15 protein-coding genes and 4 pseudogenes are annotated in these 17866 nt (G+C 61.3%); 10 read left to right on the top strand and 9 right to left on the bottom strand.

The features are described from left to right. Nucleotides 1-11 precede the first annotated feature (11 nt). From U5A89_RS01455 to U5A89_RS01440, 4 genes are all read right to left on the bottom strand, one after another. Nucleotides 12-839, bottom strand: a complete 828-nt coding sequence (locus U5A89_RS01455; RefSeq protein ID WP_338159441.1) for a cupin domain-containing protein — start codon at nucleotides 837-839, stop codon at nucleotides 12-14. A gap of 245 nt (nucleotides 840-1084) precedes the next feature. Continuing rightward, on the bottom strand, nucleotides 1085-2728 hold the full coding sequence (locus tag U5A89_RS01450) for an acyl-CoA synthetase (RefSeq protein WP_338159440.1): 1644 nt from the start codon (nucleotides 2726-2728) through the stop codon (nucleotides 1085-1087). Nucleotides 2729-2921: 193 nt separating this feature from the next. Further along, nucleotides 2922-3770, bottom strand: a complete 849-nt coding sequence (locus tag U5A89_RS01445) for a cupin domain-containing protein (protein ID WP_338159439.1) — start codon at nucleotides 3768-3770, stop codon at nucleotides 2922-2924. 262 nt (nucleotides 3771-4032) lie between these two features. Then, entirely contained in the window at nucleotides 4033-4542 is a 510-nt protein-coding gene (locus U5A89_RS01440; protein ID WP_338159438.1) for an antibiotic biosynthesis monooxygenase family protein, read from the bottom strand. Between the two features lie 190 nt (nucleotides 4543-4732). Here U5A89_RS01440 and pdxR point away from each other — a divergent pair, with 190 nt between their 5' ends. From pdxR to U5A89_RS01400, 8 genes and pseudogenes are all read left to right on the top strand, one after another. Further along, nucleotides 4733-6220 (top strand): MocR-like pyridoxine biosynthesis transcription factor PdxR, encoded by a 1488-nt coding sequence (pdxR, locus tag U5A89_RS01435; protein ID WP_338159437.1) that lies wholly within the window; start codon nucleotides 4733-4735, stop codon nucleotides 6218-6220. 150 nt (nucleotides 6221-6370) lie between these two features. Beyond that, complete coding sequence (locus tag U5A89_RS01430; protein ID WP_338159436.1) at nucleotides 6371-7777, top strand: aldehyde dehydrogenase family protein; 1407 nt, start codon at nucleotides 6371-6373, stop codon at nucleotides 7775-7777. A 28-nt stretch (nucleotides 7778-7805) separates the two neighbouring features. Then, a pseudogene (locus U5A89_RS01425) lies at nucleotides 7806-8063 on the top strand (TraU family protein); the annotation flags it as partial. A gap of 185 nt (nucleotides 8064-8248) precedes the next feature. Continuing rightward, on the top strand, nucleotides 8249-8578 hold the full coding sequence (locus U5A89_RS01420; protein ID WP_338159435.1) for a transposase: 330 nt from the start codon (nucleotides 8249-8251) through the stop codon (nucleotides 8576-8578). Continuing rightward, a pseudogene (tnpB, locus tag U5A89_RS01415) lies at nucleotides 8575-8922 on the top strand (IS66 family insertion sequence element accessory protein TnpB). The gene U5A89_RS01420 and the pseudogene tnpB overlap by 4 nt, the downstream one beginning before the upstream one ends. A 59-nt stretch (nucleotides 8923-8981) precedes the next feature. Then, nucleotides 8982-10608 (top strand): annotated as a pseudogene (gene tnpC / locus U5A89_RS01410) (IS66 family transposase). Beyond that, nucleotides 10608-10829: a hypothetical protein gene (locus U5A89_RS01405; RefSeq protein WP_338159434.1), complete on the top strand. Its 222-nt coding sequence runs from the start codon at nucleotides 10608-10610 to the stop codon at nucleotides 10827-10829. Before tnpC ends, U5A89_RS01405 begins: the two are co-directional and overlap by 1 nt. Nucleotides 10830-10986: 157 nt before the next feature. After that, a pseudogene (locus U5A89_RS01400) lies at nucleotides 10987-11621 on the top strand (tyrosine-type recombinase/integrase). A 264-nt stretch (nucleotides 11622-11885) separates the two neighbouring features. Here U5A89_RS01400 and U5A89_RS01395 read toward each other — a convergent pair. Beyond that, on the bottom strand, nucleotides 11886-12584 hold the full coding sequence (locus U5A89_RS01395; protein ID WP_338159433.1) for a pirin family protein: 699 nt from the start codon (nucleotides 12582-12584) through the stop codon (nucleotides 11886-11888). Between the two features lie 111 nt (nucleotides 12585-12695). Here U5A89_RS01395 and U5A89_RS01390 point away from each other — a divergent pair, with 111 nt between their 5' ends. Further along, nucleotides 12696-13625, top strand: a complete 930-nt coding sequence (locus U5A89_RS01390; protein ID WP_338159432.1) for a LysR family transcriptional regulator — start codon at nucleotides 12696-12698, stop codon at nucleotides 13623-13625. A gap of 28 nt (nucleotides 13626-13653) precedes the next feature. Next, a complete protein-coding gene (locus tag U5A89_RS01385; protein WP_338159431.1) occupies nucleotides 13654-14229 on the top strand; it encodes a TMEM175 family protein in 576 nt (191 codons plus the stop codon). Here U5A89_RS01385 and U5A89_RS01380 read toward each other — a convergent pair. The 4 genes from U5A89_RS01380 to U5A89_RS01365 all read right to left on the bottom strand — a co-directional run bounded on the left by U5A89_RS01380 (nucleotide 14226) and on the right by U5A89_RS01365 (nucleotide 17713). Then, entirely contained in the window at nucleotides 14226-14921 is a 696-nt protein-coding gene (locus tag U5A89_RS01380; RefSeq protein WP_338159430.1) for a YoaK family protein, read from the bottom strand. The genes U5A89_RS01385 and U5A89_RS01380 overlap by 4 nt on opposite strands. A 104-nt stretch (nucleotides 14922-15025) precedes the next feature. Beyond that, on the bottom strand, nucleotides 15026-16387 hold the full coding sequence (locus U5A89_RS01375) for an alginate export family protein (RefSeq protein ID WP_338159429.1): 1362 nt from the start codon (nucleotides 16385-16387) through the stop codon (nucleotides 15026-15028). Beyond that, nucleotides 16380-16808 carry a DoxX family protein gene (locus U5A89_RS01370; RefSeq protein WP_338159428.1) on the bottom strand — a complete coding sequence of 143 codons (429 nt, stop codon included), beginning with the start codon at nucleotides 16806-16808 and terminating at the stop codon, nucleotides 16380-16382. Before U5A89_RS01370 ends, U5A89_RS01375 begins: the two co-directional genes overlap by 8 nt. Continuing rightward, nucleotides 16805-17713 carry a glyoxalase gene (locus tag U5A89_RS01365; RefSeq protein ID WP_338159427.1) on the bottom strand — a complete coding sequence of 303 codons (909 nt, stop codon included), beginning with the start codon at nucleotides 17711-17713 and terminating at the stop codon, nucleotides 16805-16807. The genes U5A89_RS01370 and U5A89_RS01365 overlap by 4 nt, the downstream gene beginning before the upstream one ends. Between the last annotated feature and the right edge of the window lie 153 nt (nucleotides 17714-17866).

Here is a 17866-nt window from a genome sequence, read left to right as displayed (position 1 = left end):
GGGCGCAACCCTCATTCCAGCACGTTTGCATTCGCGATCAGCCAGAATTTTTTGGCAAATGGCCCCTTTGACGACCAGGACAGACGCGTGCCGCGTGGCATGGCGAGGACATCGCCGCCCCGCAGGGAGTGGGTCTCGCCGGTATCTTCGTTGACGACATGATATTGGCCTTCGAGCAGCAATTCGATCTCGTCTCCCAGGGGAGAGGTGTAGGGAATGGCTGTCGAGCCGTCCGGTGCGCAACCGGCGATGCCGACGCCCGCCCGCCACAGGCCGCAGAGCAGGGTTCCGGTGCTTCCCGTGGAGCGCAGCGTGAACAATTCGCCGCACACCATCGTGCCGTGACCGGGCTCTTCCCAAGTGAAGGGTTCCCATGCATCCGGATTGTCACTGATATGGCCGACATAGACGTCATCGTCCTTGACCAAGGACGCCGGCGAGTCCCACAATATCCAGAATTTCTTGAGGAAGGGCGCGTCGATGTCCCAGCTCAGCGCTACGCCCTTGGGATGGCTGATGATCGTACCGGCCTCAAGTCGGTACTGCTTGCCCGTAGCGGCGACCGTGACGGTCGCCGTGCATTCGAGGATGACCATGGTTTCATCGCCAAGGGGCGCTGAATAGTCGATATCGCATGAACCATCCTCGTTGCAGCCGGGCATATCGTTGCCCGTTCGCCAGAACCCCAGCTGCAGCGACCCGCTGGTGTGGTCGAAGGCGATCGGCGCGACCTCGCCCTTCACCTGTGGCCCGTAAAGCGGATCGTCCCAGGCGAAAGGCGCCCACTGCGCGGGATTGCTGTTGCGGTTACCAATGCCCAGGGACCGGGGCGCGGTCACGGGGGAGCTGCCTTGGAGGTTTGGTTCGCTCGCCATAGTAAAACTCCTCGCTCGCTGCTGTCTCCCGGCTCCCCTCCAACGCGGCGCAGGTGCGCCCTTGGGGATCGCTGGGAGCGATGATCAGAAACCTATGGAAGAGGCGCATCTGGCCCTAGAGCCTGATCGGGCCTTTGCGATGGTGCCAGTTTTCTCGGACGGACATGAGGCATCGTGCCACGTCTGGGCGAGCCCCAGCACCAGGCTTACTACAGGGTGCGCAGGACGAAGCGCTGGATCTTGCCGCTTGGTGTCTTGGGCAGTTCGCTGACGAACACGACAATTCGGGGATAGGCATGCGCCGACAAGCGGCTCTTCACGTGACGCTTGAGCTCCTCCGCCAGTGCTGGCGAGGCTTCGTACCCTTGGTTGAGAACGACGAACGCCTTGACCAACTCGGTTCGCTCCGGGTCCGGTACACCGATGACCGCCGTTTCCATCACAGCGGGATGCTCGACCAGGGCGCTTTCGACATCGAAAGGGCCGATCCGGTAGCCAGAAGTGGTGATGACATCGTCAGCGCGGCCGATGAAGCTGATGCTGCCATCGCTTTCCCATTCTACCGTGTCACCGGTTCGGTAATAGCCGCCCGCGATCGCGGGGGTTTCCTGCTGCCAATAGCCGCTGAACCAGAGGAGAGGCGAATTGGCGACATCGACCGCGAGCTCGCCGGGCTGGTTTGGCCCCAGTTCCCGGCCCGCGTCATCAAGGACCGCAACGCGGTACCCGGGCATGGGAAGACCTGCCGATCCCATGCGTACGCGGTGGGCCAGCCCATGATGATTGTTCACCACCATGCCCATTTCGGTCTGGCCGTAATGATCGTGGATGGGGATGGCCAGATGCCTGTCGAACCAGCGGATCACTTCGGGGTTGAGCGGTTCGCCCGCGCTGCTCACCACGCGAAGGCTGCCCTTTGCCCGCGCGGCCGCCTCCGGTCCCGCCGCGATCAGCAGCCGGTAAGCAGTAGGCGCTCCGGCCAGATTGGTGATCCCGAGCCGGTCGATCAGTTCATAAGCCGCCTCCGCCGTAAATCCGCCCTCGTAGAGCGTTGTCGCATGGCCAAGCAGTAGCGGCCCGGTGATGCCGTAATATAGGCCATAGGCCCAGCCTGGGTCGGCAATGTTCCAGAACCGATCCTGCGGCCTTAGATCCACTGCCCAGCGCATATAGGCGCCGATGGCAAGGAGGCCGCGTAGCGGCACCCCCACGCCCTTGGCAAGGCCGGTCGTGCCCGACGTCGACATCATCAGGAAAAGGTCGTCGAGGCTGCGCAGAACCGGTTCGAACATTGTGTTCCGCGCATCGAGTTCGGCGCGGAAGTCGAGATCGCCATCCCGCAGCGTATCGCCGGGCGCTAAGACGGTCGCGATGCTGGGGCAATCCGCGATTTCGTCCAGCTTGAACCGATTGGCGCTGTCCGTAACGATAAGCATCGCGCTGCTGATGCTCAATCGGTGCTGGATGGCCTTGGGGCCAAAGGCAGTGAACAGTGGCTGATAGACCGCGCCCGCGCGCCAGACCCCCAAGATGGTCGCGAGTAGCTCCGGAGTGCGGTGAAGAAGACCCGCCACGCAATCGCCGGGACGAACGCCATGGTCGACCAGCATGTTGGCCACCTGTGCGGAAAGGTCGCGCATCTGGGCAAAGCTATAGTCTTCCTGTTGCCCATTGGCCAACACCCAGATGAGCGCTGTTCGCTCGTCGTCGGCATATCGATCACAACACTCAACGCATGCGTTCAAACCCGCCTCGACGCTCCCTGAAAGCCGGCCACGTTCGGTCTGCATGGAAAAGTTATCGAGCGTCGTCCCATATGACAGGGGATCGGCGAATACCGGTGCACCGGTCATGCCTTCATTGTCCTCTTCCGTGCTCGCGGCTTAGGCGCGATGCACTATCTTTCATTGAACGACGGGGCGGAGGCTTGGCGGTTAGCCGGTAAGCCCGGCGCGGTCATGCTCCTCGCCCGAGCATGGTTGCCCTCGATAGCATGGCGGAGCAGCACCTGTTGGGAAGAGGTCCGCTCCGCCCGCGCTCGCGTGCCTATTCCGGCAATGCGTCGCGCGTAATGACCCAGAGCTTCTTGCTGAAAGGCCCCTTGGACGTCCAGGTGATATGCGTGCCCGAAGAGAGGCCGATCACGTCGCCCGCCTTGAAATGATGCGTCTTGTCGGTCTCGGTTTCAGTGACCTCGACCTCTCCTTCGAGGAGCAGGATAGTCTCGTCGCCCAGCACCCCGGTATAGGGTGTCGACATGGTTCCATTCTCGTCGACATCGCTGCCAGCAATGCCCTTGCCAGAGCGCCATACGCCGCTCAACATCGTGCCGGTCGAGCCGCCGGTGCGAATGAAATAGAGCTCGCCCGCAACCAGAGCACCTTCCGCCGGCTCGGTGAAGTGGTATTCCTGCCATTCCTCGGGATTATCGCTGGCATGCGTGACCAGCAGATCCTGCGGCGGATTGGCGGTGGGTTCGCTGCCGTTCCAGATGCACCAGTATTTCTTGAAGGCGGGGCCATCAATGTCCCACTGAACTTCCAGCCCTTTGGGCGAGCTGATGATCGAGCCGGGGCCGACTTTGTAGCGCTGGCCGGTGGAGATGACGGTAAGGACAGCCGTCCCGTCGATCACGCAGGCAGTTTCATCGCCGAGCGGTGAAGAATAAAGAATTGTATGCGACCCGTCGGATGCTGCTCCGGGCGCGGTCGGCCCGGTCCGCCACAGACCCGCCGAAAGCGATCCGGAGACGCCCTCGGGCCGGATCACGACATATTCGCCATGCACCTGCGCGCCAAAGCGCGGTTCGAGCCATTCGAAGGGAGACCATTTCTCATTGGGCTCATTCTGAACCCCGCCATGTACGGCGCTGCGGACAAGAACTTCCGACGTCATCCCCATGTCTCCTTTTTCCTTGCCGTGCCGCGCCCGCTGGCTGAAAGCAGCTCGGGCAAGACTATCCGGCTATATGCTGAAATCTGCGGCAGAACTGTCACGTCCGCTAGCGCCATGACCGCTCTTTTTGATGGTGCCAGATTTGCGGTCGGTTCCCGCCACCATCATTTGCTTAGGTGGTGCCCCTCCTGCGGGACCGCTTGTGACGCTCCATCTGCCTTTGCGGCGTTCGAGTACTGGCAAGCCGTTCGCGATCGGGCGATCAGGTCGATGACGGCAAATCTGCCTCCGCGCGCGATTCCTGCAGAAGCTTTGGCACGTCCTTGAAGACAGCGAAGCTGCTCGGCGTGTTGGGCATCACCGGGAAGTGGAATTCGCACTGTGGGCAGGGTTCAGCGAGCACCTTCTGCTCTTCCTGAAGATCGAACGCCTTATCCTCGACCAGGCCGCAACACGGACAGACGCGCAGTAGGCGTGTGTTGGTCAGTTCAAAATTGGTGATGATGTCTTCCATGATGGCGCCGCGCGCGGCCCATTCCTTCGCATATTTATGGTAGACATTCATGTGCCAGTCCTTGAGCGACGCGCGATCCACCCAGAAGCTGACTTCGTTGAACCAACCCGGGTCCTCGGGATGCACCCACCAGGTGAGATGCAGGAAGCCGGGCATCTTCATGAGATGGTTGCGGGTGTCGGCGAAAATCACCTTGAACTTTTCATAGCCGTCCGGACTGGAAAAGCGCACGCGCTGCATGCTGAGAAAGACGGACATTTTTTGTACTCCCCTCGATGAGTCCAGCCCTGCGAGCTGTGCCTGAGAGGAATAGGTACGGCGTGGCCATGCGGTAGGACCAAGACCGGGAAACTTTATGGTGCCAGAGTAAGGCGGCCCTATCATTCAATCAGACAGGCGATAGAGTTGGGTGAAACCGCTTTTGAGAGGCATCCTGATCATGATGTCGATGAACCTCATCATCACCGTTGACCGCAACGACGAGCGATCGTTGCAAACGCAGCTTTATGAAGCGTTGCGCGAGCAGATCCTCAACGGAAGCCTGTCTGCCGGCAAGCGCTTGCCATCCACTCGCAGCATGTCAGAGCAATTGGGCATCGCCCGTAACACCGTCATGCTGGCCTATGAAAGACTGGCCGCAGAGGATTATATCACCTCGCGCGCCAAGGCTGGAATATTCGTCAATCACAAGCTGCCGGACGCAACGGTGCTGTTGCGCAACGGCCATGGTGCCGCCCAGCCCGCCCGTAAACGCCTTCGTCTGGGCAAGAACCCCACATTCACCGGCCGCTCGCCCCAGCTCTGGCACGAGAAGCGCGCGCGGCCGCAGTTCGATTTTTTTGTGGGCCGCCCCCTTCCTGCCGGTTTCCCGACAACTTTCTGGCAGCGGGCGGTTACAAAGCACCTGGCCTATTCGCGTGGTGTCCAAACTGAATATGGCGATCCCCAGGGCCTTGCGGCCCTCCGCGAAGCGATAGCGGCCCATCTGGCCGAGACACGGGGCATCAGTCCGGATGCCGACCAGATCATGATCACGTCGGGTATCCAGGGTGCGCTCAATCTGTTGGCACGGATATTCCTCACCGGCACATCCAAGGCGAGCGTGGCGGTCGAAAATCCCTGCTACCAGGGGGCGGCCTATCTTTTCGGCAGCTATGGAGCGAGCATTCGACCGATAGATGTCGACGAACAGGGCATCATAGTCTCGCAACTCAACGGTTTCATGGGCAATCTCGTTTACGTCACGCCTTCACACCAGTTCCCGACCGGATGCACGCTGAGCCTCGACAGGCGCCTGCATCTGCTCGACTGGGCCTATCAGACCGGCAGCTATATTATCGAGGACGATTACGACAGCGACTTCCGTTATGATGGGCCGCCGCTGACGGCGCTTGCCGGGCTCGACCGTAATGGTCACGTCATCTACCTTGGCACCTTCTCCAAGTCGATCGGCGCAGGTTTGCGGATTGGCTATGCGGTGCTCCCGCGCCATCTTGTCGAGCCGGCACGGATCGTGAAGACCCTGACCGACAACGGCGCGCCATGGCTCGAACAAGCGGTGATCGCCGACTTCTTGAAGGAAGGGGCGTTCCTGCGCCATCTGCGACGCATCCGTCGCTCCTACATGGGTGCAAGAGACGCCGTGGTAGAAGCCGTCGAGAAGCATTTTCCGGGCGGCGTGCTTCTGGGCCAGGAATGCGGGATGCACATGATGTGGACGCTTCCGCCCGACCTTCCATCAGCCAATGAAATGCATCGCCTCGCTCGGAACTGCGGCGTTGGCCTCTATCCCTTTTCTGGCGCCGCCGTGCATGAATATGGAATGCCAGGGCGATTTCGCGAGCGATCTCTGGTGCTTGGCTATACCGGTCTGGGCGAGGGAGATATTCGCGAAGCCTTTCGGCGCGTCGCGGATCTTCTCGACCGCAGTCGATGATTCAACGTCGCGACTGGCACCATAAATAAGGGATTAAATGGTCCTATGTCCCTGACAGTGCCGGACTTAACATCGGACGTCACCAAGAGATGACAGGTGCCGGTCGCTGCCTTGTAAGGCGATTGGCGGATCGCCCACCGGGAGGATGCAATGGCAGAATATAAGCTTTTGATCGATGGCAGGCTGGTTGATGGCGCGACCGCTATGGACGTTCTCAATCCGGCGACCGAAGAGGTTTTGGCCCGCTGCCCCCGCGCCTCCGCCCAGCAGCTCGATGAGGCCGTTGCGGCGGCGCAGGCGGCCTTTCCTGCGTGGTCGCGGACGTCTATCGCCGAGCGCCGCGCGCTCATTCTCAAATTTGCCGACAGCATCGAGGTCCATGCCGAGGAATTAGCCCGGCTCCTGACGCAGGAACAAGGTAAGCCGCTAAGCGAGGCAGGTGCCGAGATCGGCTATAGTGTTGCCTTCATCCGTCAACTTGCCAGCTATGACCTGCCTGTGCAGGTTCTTGAGGATAATGATACGCGACGCGTCGAACTGCACCGGCGCCCGCTGGGCGTTGTTGGTGCGATCATCCCGTGGAACTTCCCTATCCTGATCGTCGCCTTCAAGCTGCCGTTCGCTCTGCTGGCAGGCAATACGCTCGTAATCAAGCCAGCGCCGACCACGCCGCTGTCCACCCTGCGTCTGGGCGAACTAATGGCTGCGATTTTCCCGGCGGGTGTCATCAATATCATTACCGATCAGAACGACCTTGGGACGCAGCTCACGACGCATCCGGGCATCGCCAAGATCAGCTTTACCGGCTCTACCGAAACGGGCCGCAAGGTGATGGCCAGTGCAGCCGCCTCGATCAAGCGTCTCACACTGGAGCTGGGCGGCAATGACGCTGCGATCGTGCTTGCCGATGCGGACCCGGTCAAAGTGGCGCCAGGCATCTTCAGCGGCGCTTTTATGAACGCCGGTCAGATCTGTCTCGCGATCAAGCGCGTCTATGCTCATTCCGACATTTATGACGCGCTGTGCGCCGAACTAGCTCGGCTCGCTGAGGAGGCAGTGGTCGATGACGGACTCAAGCAGGGAGCCCAGATCGGACCCCTACAGAACAGGGCGCAGTATGAGAAGGTCAAGGCGCTTATCGAAGAAGCACGCTCAGACGGGACGATCATTGCTGGCGGCGGTCCCCTTGATCGCCCCGGCTACTTCGTTCGGCCAACCATTGTACGCGATATCACCGATGGCGCGCGCTTGGTAGACGAGGAGCAGTTCGGTCCCGTGCTTCCTATTATTCGCTTTGACGACCCAGAAGATGCGCTAGCGCGTGCCAATTCATCAGACATGGGACTTGGCGGCTCTATCTGGTATGCCGACCGAGATGCTGCGCATGAGCTGGCCACACGCATGGAGGCGGGCACTGTGTGGATGAACAAGCATCTCGATTTTGGACCGACGATGCCGTTCGGCGGCGCCAAGCAATCCGGTTTTGGCGTCGAGTTCGCGCAGGAGGGCTTGCACGAGTTTACGCAGATCCATGTGATCAACGAAGCGAAAACGTGACAAACCAGGGTTCTGTCGCTTCGGGTAGTGGGAACTGTTCTTCTCGATCACGATCAGCAGTGTTCGGGTCTGAAGTTTCGACAAACTCGACAATGGCCTGGACGCTCAGTCTACGTCCAGGCCATTTTGTGCTTGGCGCAAGGGAACGACCTTATGGTTCGGCGTGCATGTCAGCTTTTGGTCGCCCAACCTCATGATCGATGTGGTGATTGAGCCGGGATTCACGATAGCGCCGAGCGTTGATCTCCTACTGATTGGCGGCAAGCTCCAGGGTAGCCAGTCTTCGCACCAACAGTGAGAAGATGTTCTCCCACATCCGTTACGTTCGCCGGTCCCGTTCAATAGGATGGGAATGGCGGGTTTCGGTAGGAGGTACGCCTCCGGTGAGGGCCGCCTTGCGGTGATCGGCTGACATTTGGAGATGGCACCGGTGCAAGCACTGGTGTTTGCACCGGTACTAGAGACGGTGCGATGGGTCAGGTGACAATAATTTCGGGCGTTGAGCGGCGGCGGGTCTGGACGGATGAGCAGAAGCGGGCGCTGGTGATGGCGGTTTCGCAGCCTGGTGCGAACGTGGCGGAGATTGCGAGGGAAGCGGATCTACGGCCGGGCCAGATCTATCGCTGGCGGCGACAGATGTTCGGTGATGGACAAGGTTTTGCCGCCGTTGCGGTGAAGCCTGATCCAGCCCCGCCGACGGGGCCAGCGGTTGTCGTGGAGCTGGGCAGCATCACGGTCCGCATAGGGGCGGATACGCCGCCGGATTTGGCTGCTGCCGTTCTGCGGTCGCTGCGGCGGTGATCCCGGTCCCCTCGGGTGTTAGGATATGGATCGCGACCGGGCATACCGATATGAGGAAGGGTATGCGATCCTTGGCCCTGCAGATACAGCAGAGCTTCAAGCGGGACCCCCATGCCGGTGATCTCTATGTCTTCCGAGGGCGCCGGGGCGATCTGTGCAAGATCCTGTAGCACGATGGCATTGGCATGTCGCTCTATGCCAAGCGTCTGGAGCGCGGGAAGTATATCTGGCCGTCGGCTGTAGATGGGGTAATTGCCATCTCCGCCTCCCAGTTGGCTTGCATGTTGGAGGCGATCGACTGGCGTAATCCGCAAGCAACCTGGCGGCCGACGCTAGCCGGATAATCGATGTCGGGAGGCTAAAAAGCTAGAGATTCTGGCGCTTTTCTGCTATGCCTTTGGGCATGGGTGACGCGGCGCAAGCAGAGATCCAGAGCCTTCGCGAGCAGCTTGCCGCAGCCCAGGCGGTCGCCGCTGAAGTCGCCCGCATAAAGGCGATCAACGCCGACCTGGAAGCCCGCAACGCCCTTCTTCAACTGCAAACGAGAAGATGCGCCGCACCCTTTTTGGTCAGCGATCCGAACGCACGCGCCATCTGCTCGACCAGATGGAGCTGACATTCGAGGATTGCGAGACCACTGCAAGCGAGGACGAGGCGTTGGCCGCGTTGGCGGCAGCGAAGACCAATGTCGCGCCGTTTGAACGCAAGCGGCCCGCCCGCAAGCCCTTGCCCGAGCATCTGCCGCGTGAACGCGTCGTCATCGCCGCGCCCGAGGCCTGCCCCTGCTGCGGGTCGGACCGGCTGTGCAAGTTGGGCGAGGATATCACCGAGACGCTCGAGGTCGTGCCGCGCCAGTGGAAGGTGGTTCAGACCGTGCGGAGAAGTTCTCTTGCAGGGACTGCGAGAAGATCGCCCAGCCGCCAGCGCCGTTCCATGTGACGCCTCGTGGGCTCTTTGGCCCCAGCTTCCTGGCCATGCTGCTGTTCGAGAAGTTCGGGGCGCATCAGCCGCTCAACCGTCAGCGGGACCGCTATGCCCGTGAGGGCGTGGACCTGAGCCTTTCCACTCTGGCTGATCAGGTCGGGACCTGCACCGCCGCGCTCATGCCACTCTATCTGCTGATCGAAGCCCATGTCCTCGCCGCCGAGCGGCTGCATGGCGACGATACGACGGTGCCGGTGTTGGCCAAGACCAAGACCGACACGGGCAGGATCTGGACCTATGTACGAGACGATCGACCTTTCGGCGGGCCAGCGCCGCCAGCTGCGATCTTTCACTATTCCCGTGACCGGCGGGGTGAGCATCCCGTTGCCCATTTACGAGGCTGGAGCGGCATCCTCCAGGCCGATGCCTATGCCGGCTATAACGCGCTGTTTCAGACCGAGCGGGTTCCGGCACCGCTGGCCCGCGCCCTATGCTGGAGCCATGCACGCCGCTATTTCTTCGAACTGGCCGATATCGCCACCCAGCTCAAGAAGCGCCACAAGAAAGCGCCGGTTATCTCGCCGCTGGCAGTGGAAGCCGTCCGCCGCATCGATGTGATCTTCGACATCGAACGCGCCATCAATGGGAGGTCCGGGCAGGATCGTCTTGCCCTTCGCCAAGAACTCAGCCTCCCGCTGGTGGCCGAACTGGAGGCATGGATGCGCGAGAACCGGTCCAAGCTCTCCAAGAACAGCGATGTCGCCGAGGCCATGGATTACATGCTCAAGGCTTGGCCGGCCTTCACCGCCTTCCTTGATGACGGCCGCATCTGCCTCACGAACAACGCTGCGGAACGGGCGCTCAGGGGCATAGCTTTGGGAAGGAAGTCGTGGCTCTTCGCCGGCTCAGATCGCGGAGGACAGCGTACCGCATTCATGCTCAGCCTGATCGCCACGGCAAAGCTCAACGACATCGATCCGCAGGCTTGGCTCGCCGATGTCCTCGCGCGCATCGCCGATATCCCGCAGAACCGTCTCCACGATCTGCTCCCCTGGCGTTGGAAAGCCCTTCTTCAGGTGGATCAGGAAGAGGAGCTTGCAGCCTGATGCAGCGGAACAAGGTCTACGCAGTGACAACCCTCGCCAAGGTCGCTCAAGACCTGAATGTGGACGAAGACCTGCTCCACGATCTCACCGAACAGATGGATACCGAGGACGGCGTTATCTGGGTTTACGGTATCGAAGAGCATGCTGTGCTTGCCCTGTCACAAGACGGCATCGACTGCCTGCGCGACCTCCTTGCAGAACATAAACGGGATCACGTGTAGTCCCGCGCGGCCTTCACCGGATGCATACGGTAGGAGCGACCATTCGCACCCCGATCGGGGAACGGCTTAAGCTGGTCGACAGGAACTTCGGAGCCTTCCTGCTTATCCGATGCCAAAGCGTTCTCCGAACGGCCACTCTGGCCATCGGAGAATGATCATGGAGATGCCTGAAACTGAACCATCCGCCACTAAACGCCCCGTTTGGAATGCGGGAAGAACCGTTGGCGCGAAACGCGCGCTGAAACCGAAGCAAATTTGGGAGATTCGATTCGACCTCAATCAGCGCCGCCGCTTGCGAGATCGGGCGCTATTTGACTTGGCGATCGACAGCAAACTTCGGGGCTGCGACCTGGTGCAGATGAAGATCGGCGACATCGTCAGCGGCGGGCAGATCCGAACGCGTGCGATCGTGATGCAGCAGAAAACAGGACGACCCGTTCAGTTCGAACTGCTCCCCGACGCTCGGGCTAGCCTGCTGGCCTGGCTCGATCGGCGCGGGGCGGCACGGTCGATGACTATGTCTTTCCCAGCCGGGTTGACCATAACGGGCATCTTAGCACCCGTCAGTACGCCCGGCTCGTCGATGAATGGGTGACAGGGGTCGGCCTGATGCGAAGCGACTATGGCACGCACTCACGTCGGCGAACGAAGGCATCGATCATCTACAGGGCGACCGGCAACCTCCGTGCCGTTCAGATCCTTCCCGGTCATAGCAAGATCGAGAACACAGTGCGCTATCTCGGCATCGACGTGGAAGACGCGCTTGCCCTTGCCGAGAATACCGAAATTTGAACTCATCGGCTCCTCGTCTGGGCGAGGAGCCGAACTCGTGCCTTTGGGAATTAGCTGTCATCCAGCCTAATACAATAAACAACAGCTTCGGCTGTAAGGCGACCTTCGAACGCGAAGAGCATTGGAGGACTTGCTATGGTGAACAATATGCAATCACAGGCCGCGAGCGCAATCACCATCACGGACCCTTTGGCGCTTACCTGTCTATCAATTGGTCTGACGCCGGGCAAACTGGGAGAGCATTCAGCTCTCCCAGAACCTTGTTCAGGCAGCGTCGACCATGACAATCTCGCTGTCCTCGACTGCGGTTACACGAATGACATCGACATCCGTGATTGCGGCGCCGTCACGGGCGTTGACCTGGACGTCATCGATCCTGATCGCGCCTGTGGCGGGAACAAGATACGCCTTGCGGTCCTTGCCGATCGGATATTCGGCGCTTTCGCCGGCTCTCAGCGTTGCTGCGACAATCCGGGCATCCGTGCGGATCGGTAGCGCGTCATTGTCCTTCTCGTAGCCGGATGCCAGTGTGACGAAATGGCCAGTCCGATCGCCTTTGGGAAAGGGACGAGCGCCCCAGCTTGGAGCATCGCCGTTCTTCGTGGGCACGATCCAGATCTGAAAGATCTTGGTCGTTACATCCTCCAGATTATATTCGGAGTGACGCACGCCGGATCCAGCACTCATGACCTGAACGTCACCAGCCTCGGTCCGGCCCTTATTGCCTAGGCTGTCCGCGTGCGTGATGGCCCCTTCGCGGACATAGGTGATGATCTCCATGTCGCGGTGCGGGTGCGGCGGGAAGCCAGTCTTGGGCGCGATTGTGTCGTCATTCCAGACACGCAGGTTGCCCCAGCTCATACGCGCCGGATCGTGATAGCCGCCGAACGAAAAGTGATGCTTGGCGTCGAGCCAGCCGTGGTTGGCACCGCCAAGGTCTGCGAATGGGCGAACTTCGATCATGTGATGTCTCCTTTCGAACAGCGTCGGGCTGTCGTTGGATGTCTTTTACGCCTTGCGATAACTTCGAAGCAGATACATAAATCCGGTGTATTCGTTCGAGAAAGTAGAACAATGAATTCACCCGGCACCCCGACCTTCGACCAGCTTCGTATCTTCCTCACCATCGTCGATCTCGGCAGCTTCGCGGCCGCCGCGCGGAAGCTCAATCGCGCCGTGTCGGTGATCAGCTATGGCATCGCCAATCTGGAAGCGCAGCTTGGGCTGACGCTATTCGACCGGGAGGGCACGCGTAAGCCCCAGTTGACCGTCGAGGGACGCGCCTTGCTCGCGGAGGCGCGCAGCATATCGCATGGCTTCGATGGACTGCGAGCGAAGGTTAAGGGTTTGCTAGATGGGCTGGAGGCGGAAGTGGACCTCGCCGTCGATGTCATGCTGCCCTCCGAGCGGCTAGGGAAAGTCCTGCGCAATTTCGCAACCGAGTTTCCAACGGTCCAGCTTCGCCTGCACGTCGAAGCACTCGGCGCGATCACCGCCATGGTGCTGGATCGGGGCGCGGCCATCGGCATTTCCGGGCCGCTGGCGGCCGGCGTGGAGGGGGTCGAGTGCATCGCTGCCGGTTCGGTATTGATGGTGCCGGTTGCAGCGCCGGATCATCCGCTCGGCCGCTTGGAACGCATTCCACCTGGCGCCGGGCGGGAGCATACCCAGTTGGTGCTGACGGATCGCTCGCGCTTTACCGAGGGGCAGGATTACTCAGTCATGAGCCCCAAGACGTGGCGGCTGGCAGACCTGGGGGCGAAGCACGCGCTGCTGCGCGAGGGAATTGGGTGGGGCAACATGCCGCTGCCGATGATCGAGCCCGACCTTGTTGATGGCACCTTGGTCCGTCTCGTGATGCCGGATCACATCGGGGGAACCTACCGCTTTGCGGGTGTCTGGCGCCGGGACGCACAACCGGGACCGGCCGCCTCCTGGCTACTTGATCAATTTGTCGCGCTGGGTGCCGCCGACGAGGAACTGGAGGGCATGGGCGATGTCTGATCAAGCCGAGGGCAGACCAAAGCACGGCATGCGGTCGGGCCGACTGGAAGCCTTCACCGATGGCGTAGTCGCGATCATCATCACGATCATGGTGCTCGAGCTGAAGGTGCCGCAGGACGGGACGCTTGAAGCACTGTCGGACAGCATGCCGATCCTGCTCGCCTATGTCCTGTCCTTCATCAATGTCGGGCTCTATTGGAACAATCATCATCACCTGATGCAAGCGACCCAGCGGATTGACGGTCGCGTGCTGTGGGCGAACCTCTTCCTGCTGTTCTGGCTCTCGCTCGTACCCTTCGTCATCCGCTGGCTCGATGCCAGCGGCTTCTCCGCCATGGCGACAGCGTCCTATGGTGTCGTGCTGGGGATGGCAGCGATCGGCTATGAACTCACCGAGCGGTCGATCATCGCCTGCAATGGCCGTCAGTCGGCAATAGGGAGGGCCATCGGTCGTGATTGGAAAGGCAAGATCAGTCTTGCCCTTTACGCAGTTGCCGTGCCCGCCGCCTTTTTCGCCCGGCCGGTGGCGATCATTCTTTATGTTGCGGTGCTGGCGTTCTGGCTCGCGCCCGACCGCCGGATCGAGCGCGAACTGGAGGATTAGAGGGGCTTACTGGCGGCTGGGTGCAGCGTGCAGGCGAGCGTGCCGGCGAAGATCAGCCCGCCGGCGAGGATGAGCGGAGCGACCAGCCCACCATGGGTGACGAGATAGGCGCCGATGGCCGCACCAAGGAAGATGGCGGCCACACTACCGATACGGCGTGCCCAGTTCGGGTTGGATCCGCCAGCCACGCTTGAATCGGCGGCGAGGCCAGTGATCGTGAGCGTAAGGACTGTCGTGGTGAGGTCAGGCACTTTCAACTGGCGGATCGTCGCGTTGCGGAAGCCCATGGCGAGGCCGGTCAGCGTGATAATGATATAGACGCTCGTACCGGGCGTCTGCGTGGCCACGTCGAACCCGACGGCGACACCGGCCGCGATCCAGAGGAGGCTGGCTTCGACCGAAGCCGCGATGAGCAGCCAGCGGCGAAGGGGCGAGCCTGCATGGCGCTTGCCAACGCGCCCGGCGATCAGCGCGCCGACCATGAATGACGCGATGGCGAACACATAAGGCGCGATCTTGAACCCCGGTGCGCCGCTGGCGGCGAACCCCAGGAAGACGACGTTGCCGGTCATATTCGCCGTGAACACCTTGCCAAGGCCCAGCACCGAGATGGCGTCGACCAGCCCGGTTGTGACCGAAAGAAGCAGCAGGAGCCAGGGGAGCGGCGATGTGGCAGGCTTGTCGGCGGTCATAACGGTCTCCGTGAATGTCTATGCGATATGGCCTAGCCGCAGCCTCGATGTGGGAGCAGCCGAATAAGATCGGCCTTGTCGTTCGATAAATTGGAACGATTGGATCAGAAGCGGAAGTTGCTTTCCAGGCCCAGCATCGTGATCGTTTTTGCCGGACCGGTTTCCTCGATGAAGTGACCCGGGGCAAAAGCGGACAATGACGCCGACAATTCCCACTCCGGCGTCGCCTGCCAAGCGATCGTCGCTTCGGCCTCCTTGCCGATAAAGCGTGCTTTGCTGCCTGTTGCTTCGCGGATCAGATTGCCGGGAATGTCGTAAACGCCGTCCGCTATGCTGTACCGCCAATAGGCCATTGCTACGAGACTGAACGAAACGCCCCCACCAAAAGTACCACTGATGCGCGGATTGACGCTGACAATGTTGGTCGGACCGACAGGAGACAGCTCGCCGAAATATTTGCCTTTGGGGAAGAGCGCATTGAACGTGCCGAGTTTGCCGTCGCCCGCTTTGCTGTCGCCACTGACGACATTGACCCGCAGGGTAGCGTCCGGCGCGAAGGGGAGCGTGGGAAAGCTGTGGCCGACCTCCGTGCCCAGCGTCCATGCCGAAATCCTCTTTCCTTCGAAATGGCCGAATTGCGTCACCCCCTCGACATTCCAGTGCCAGTCGCCACGCGCCCCGTGGAAGCGCAGGCCTATACTATGCCGCACTTCGCGCCCGGCCTGTCCGCCAAAGTGCGCAAGCCGGTTGCGGTAGCCCAGATAGTAAATGTCCAGCTCTGGCAGCGTCATATAGGCGCCCCACAGCGCTTTGGCGTCGGAGGTCGCGTCGTCGAAACTGCCGGGCCCCGGCTGGACGGGCCGCATATTCAGCAAACTGATTTGAGCCCGGCCAATCGTGACGTCCGCCCGCGCGCCATCGAACGCGAGCGGGACGTTGGGGCCATAGCGCGTCCCGACCAACCGCTCCGTGCCGAGCGACAGCATCTGGCGACCGGCGCGCAGGGTGACCGGGCCGAGATCGACTTCGCCGAACCCCTGGAGGAGATCGGCCCGCGTCTGGTCGATCGGGCTGGCGGACGGCAATACGCCGACCGCGTAGGCCAGGATCGGCTGGACGAAAGCCCGTACCTTGCCAACATGCAGATCGACATAGGGTAAAGCGCGCAGCCACAGATAGCTGTCGTCCGGTGCGTCGGACCCGCCCCAGAGATTGTTCTGATAATTCTCGCTGCGCGCGCGCAATTCGATGCCGGTTGTGACCCAGCTATCGTCGTTGAGCGGGATATGCTTAAGCGGACCAGTCCAATGATGCGCGCGTTTTTCCGCATCGGCGAGATCGGACCAGTCCTCGTCATAGCGCGTGATGCTAAGCGTGGGAGCCTGCCATGCCTCGCGCTGCTGGGCGCTGGCAGGTACAGGGATGGCTCCAGCTAGCAGCCCGGCGGTGAGGAGAGTCCTAAGCAAGTCGCCGTTCCCGCGCGGACACGAGCGCCACCAGTACGAAACCGCCGATCAGCCCGATATGCTCGAAGAAGGCATTGGTCGCCATGAAGCGCTCCTGCCCCGTCGGCATCGTCCAGAAGGCATTGGCGGTGAAGGCGGCCAGCAGCGTGAAGACGCCCAGCATCCCAGCGCCTAGCCAGACGAAGCGGCCAATCAGGATCAGGATCGGCCCGGCCAGCTCTACGGCGATGGTCAATACCGCCCAGAAGGCAGCCGGGCTCATGCCGAAATGGGTCTGTTCGGCGACCGCCGCTGGCCAGTCAGTCGCTTTGACGATGCCACCCAGCACATAGGCGCTGACCAGCGCGAGACGCGCCAGGAACCAGGTGAGGCGCCAGTCGAGGATCGCGTCGACGAAGCGGGGTTCATCCGCGCCGGTCACGGCTTCACCGGCGCATGAATTTCGGCGATGTAGCCGCCGGGGAAGCGGACGATCGCGGCCTGGCGATCGCCCTCGACATGGGTAGGGACGAGCGTCTCGACACCTGCTGCTGTTGCCTTGGCGAGGATCGCGGGCAGATTGCCCACCTCATATCCGGTCATGTCGCGACCATAGGGCCAGGGAAGCTGACCGTCGGACACGATCACGCTCATCTTGCCATAGCCCGACGTCATGCGGATGCGGCGGTAGGTCTTGCCCGGCTGGCCAATCTCCGCGCCCGGCGCAGCCCTGTCGTCGGAGGTCACCGTCGCATGGGCAAAGCCGCGCCATTGCTTCACAAACTGGTCAGCGGCATCGGCGGTCAGGTAGATGCGGTTCTCTGGCACCGTGCCGAGCGTGAGATAATTTGGCTTCGTCGTGTGCCAATAGAGCTGCATGTTCACGCCGCCCGCCCACTGCACCACGACATCGCGGCCGATGGGATCGGGAAAGCTGGTGATGAGGCGCGTCGCGCCGTGCCGCATCGCGGAAACGACCGCCGCGTCGAGGTCGGTCACGAGATAGCCGGTGCGTTCGGCACCGAACGGAACCGGGATCGGGGTGAGGAAGCCAAAGACGGAAACGGTGCCACTGGGGGTGAGCGCGAGTTGCGACTTCGTCTTGCTGTCCGTCGGCGTGACTTGGAAGACGCCCTGCTTGCTCGCGCTGCCGCCGAAGGTGGCGGTAAAGCTAGCGACGAAGTGGTCGAAATCCTCTGGCGCGATATAGACATGGGTGGTGTCATATTGCGGACCGACGGAAAAATCGGTGGCCGAACTCTGTGTGGGCGCGCTCGATTGCGCAGGCGCGGCGACAGGGCTGATCGCGACCAGGGCGGTCGCCATCAGGAGGGCGATGCGGTTCATATTGTATCTCCGGTGAGTGGCGTCGGGCTTCCGATGAGGTCGCAAGCACCTTCTACACAACCAGGATAATCCGAACGATCCGCATAAAATCAGAGAGTGCGTTCCAGATTATCGAACACCCGAAGGGTACCCCCCGGTAGGGAGGGTGCCTTT

The organism is Sphingobium sp. HWE2-09 (assembly GCF_035989265.1).
Taxonomy (GTDB): domain Bacteria; phylum Pseudomonadota; class Alphaproteobacteria; order Sphingomonadales; family Sphingomonadaceae; genus Sphingobium.
This window is presented reverse-complemented; position numbering and strand designations above follow the sequence as displayed.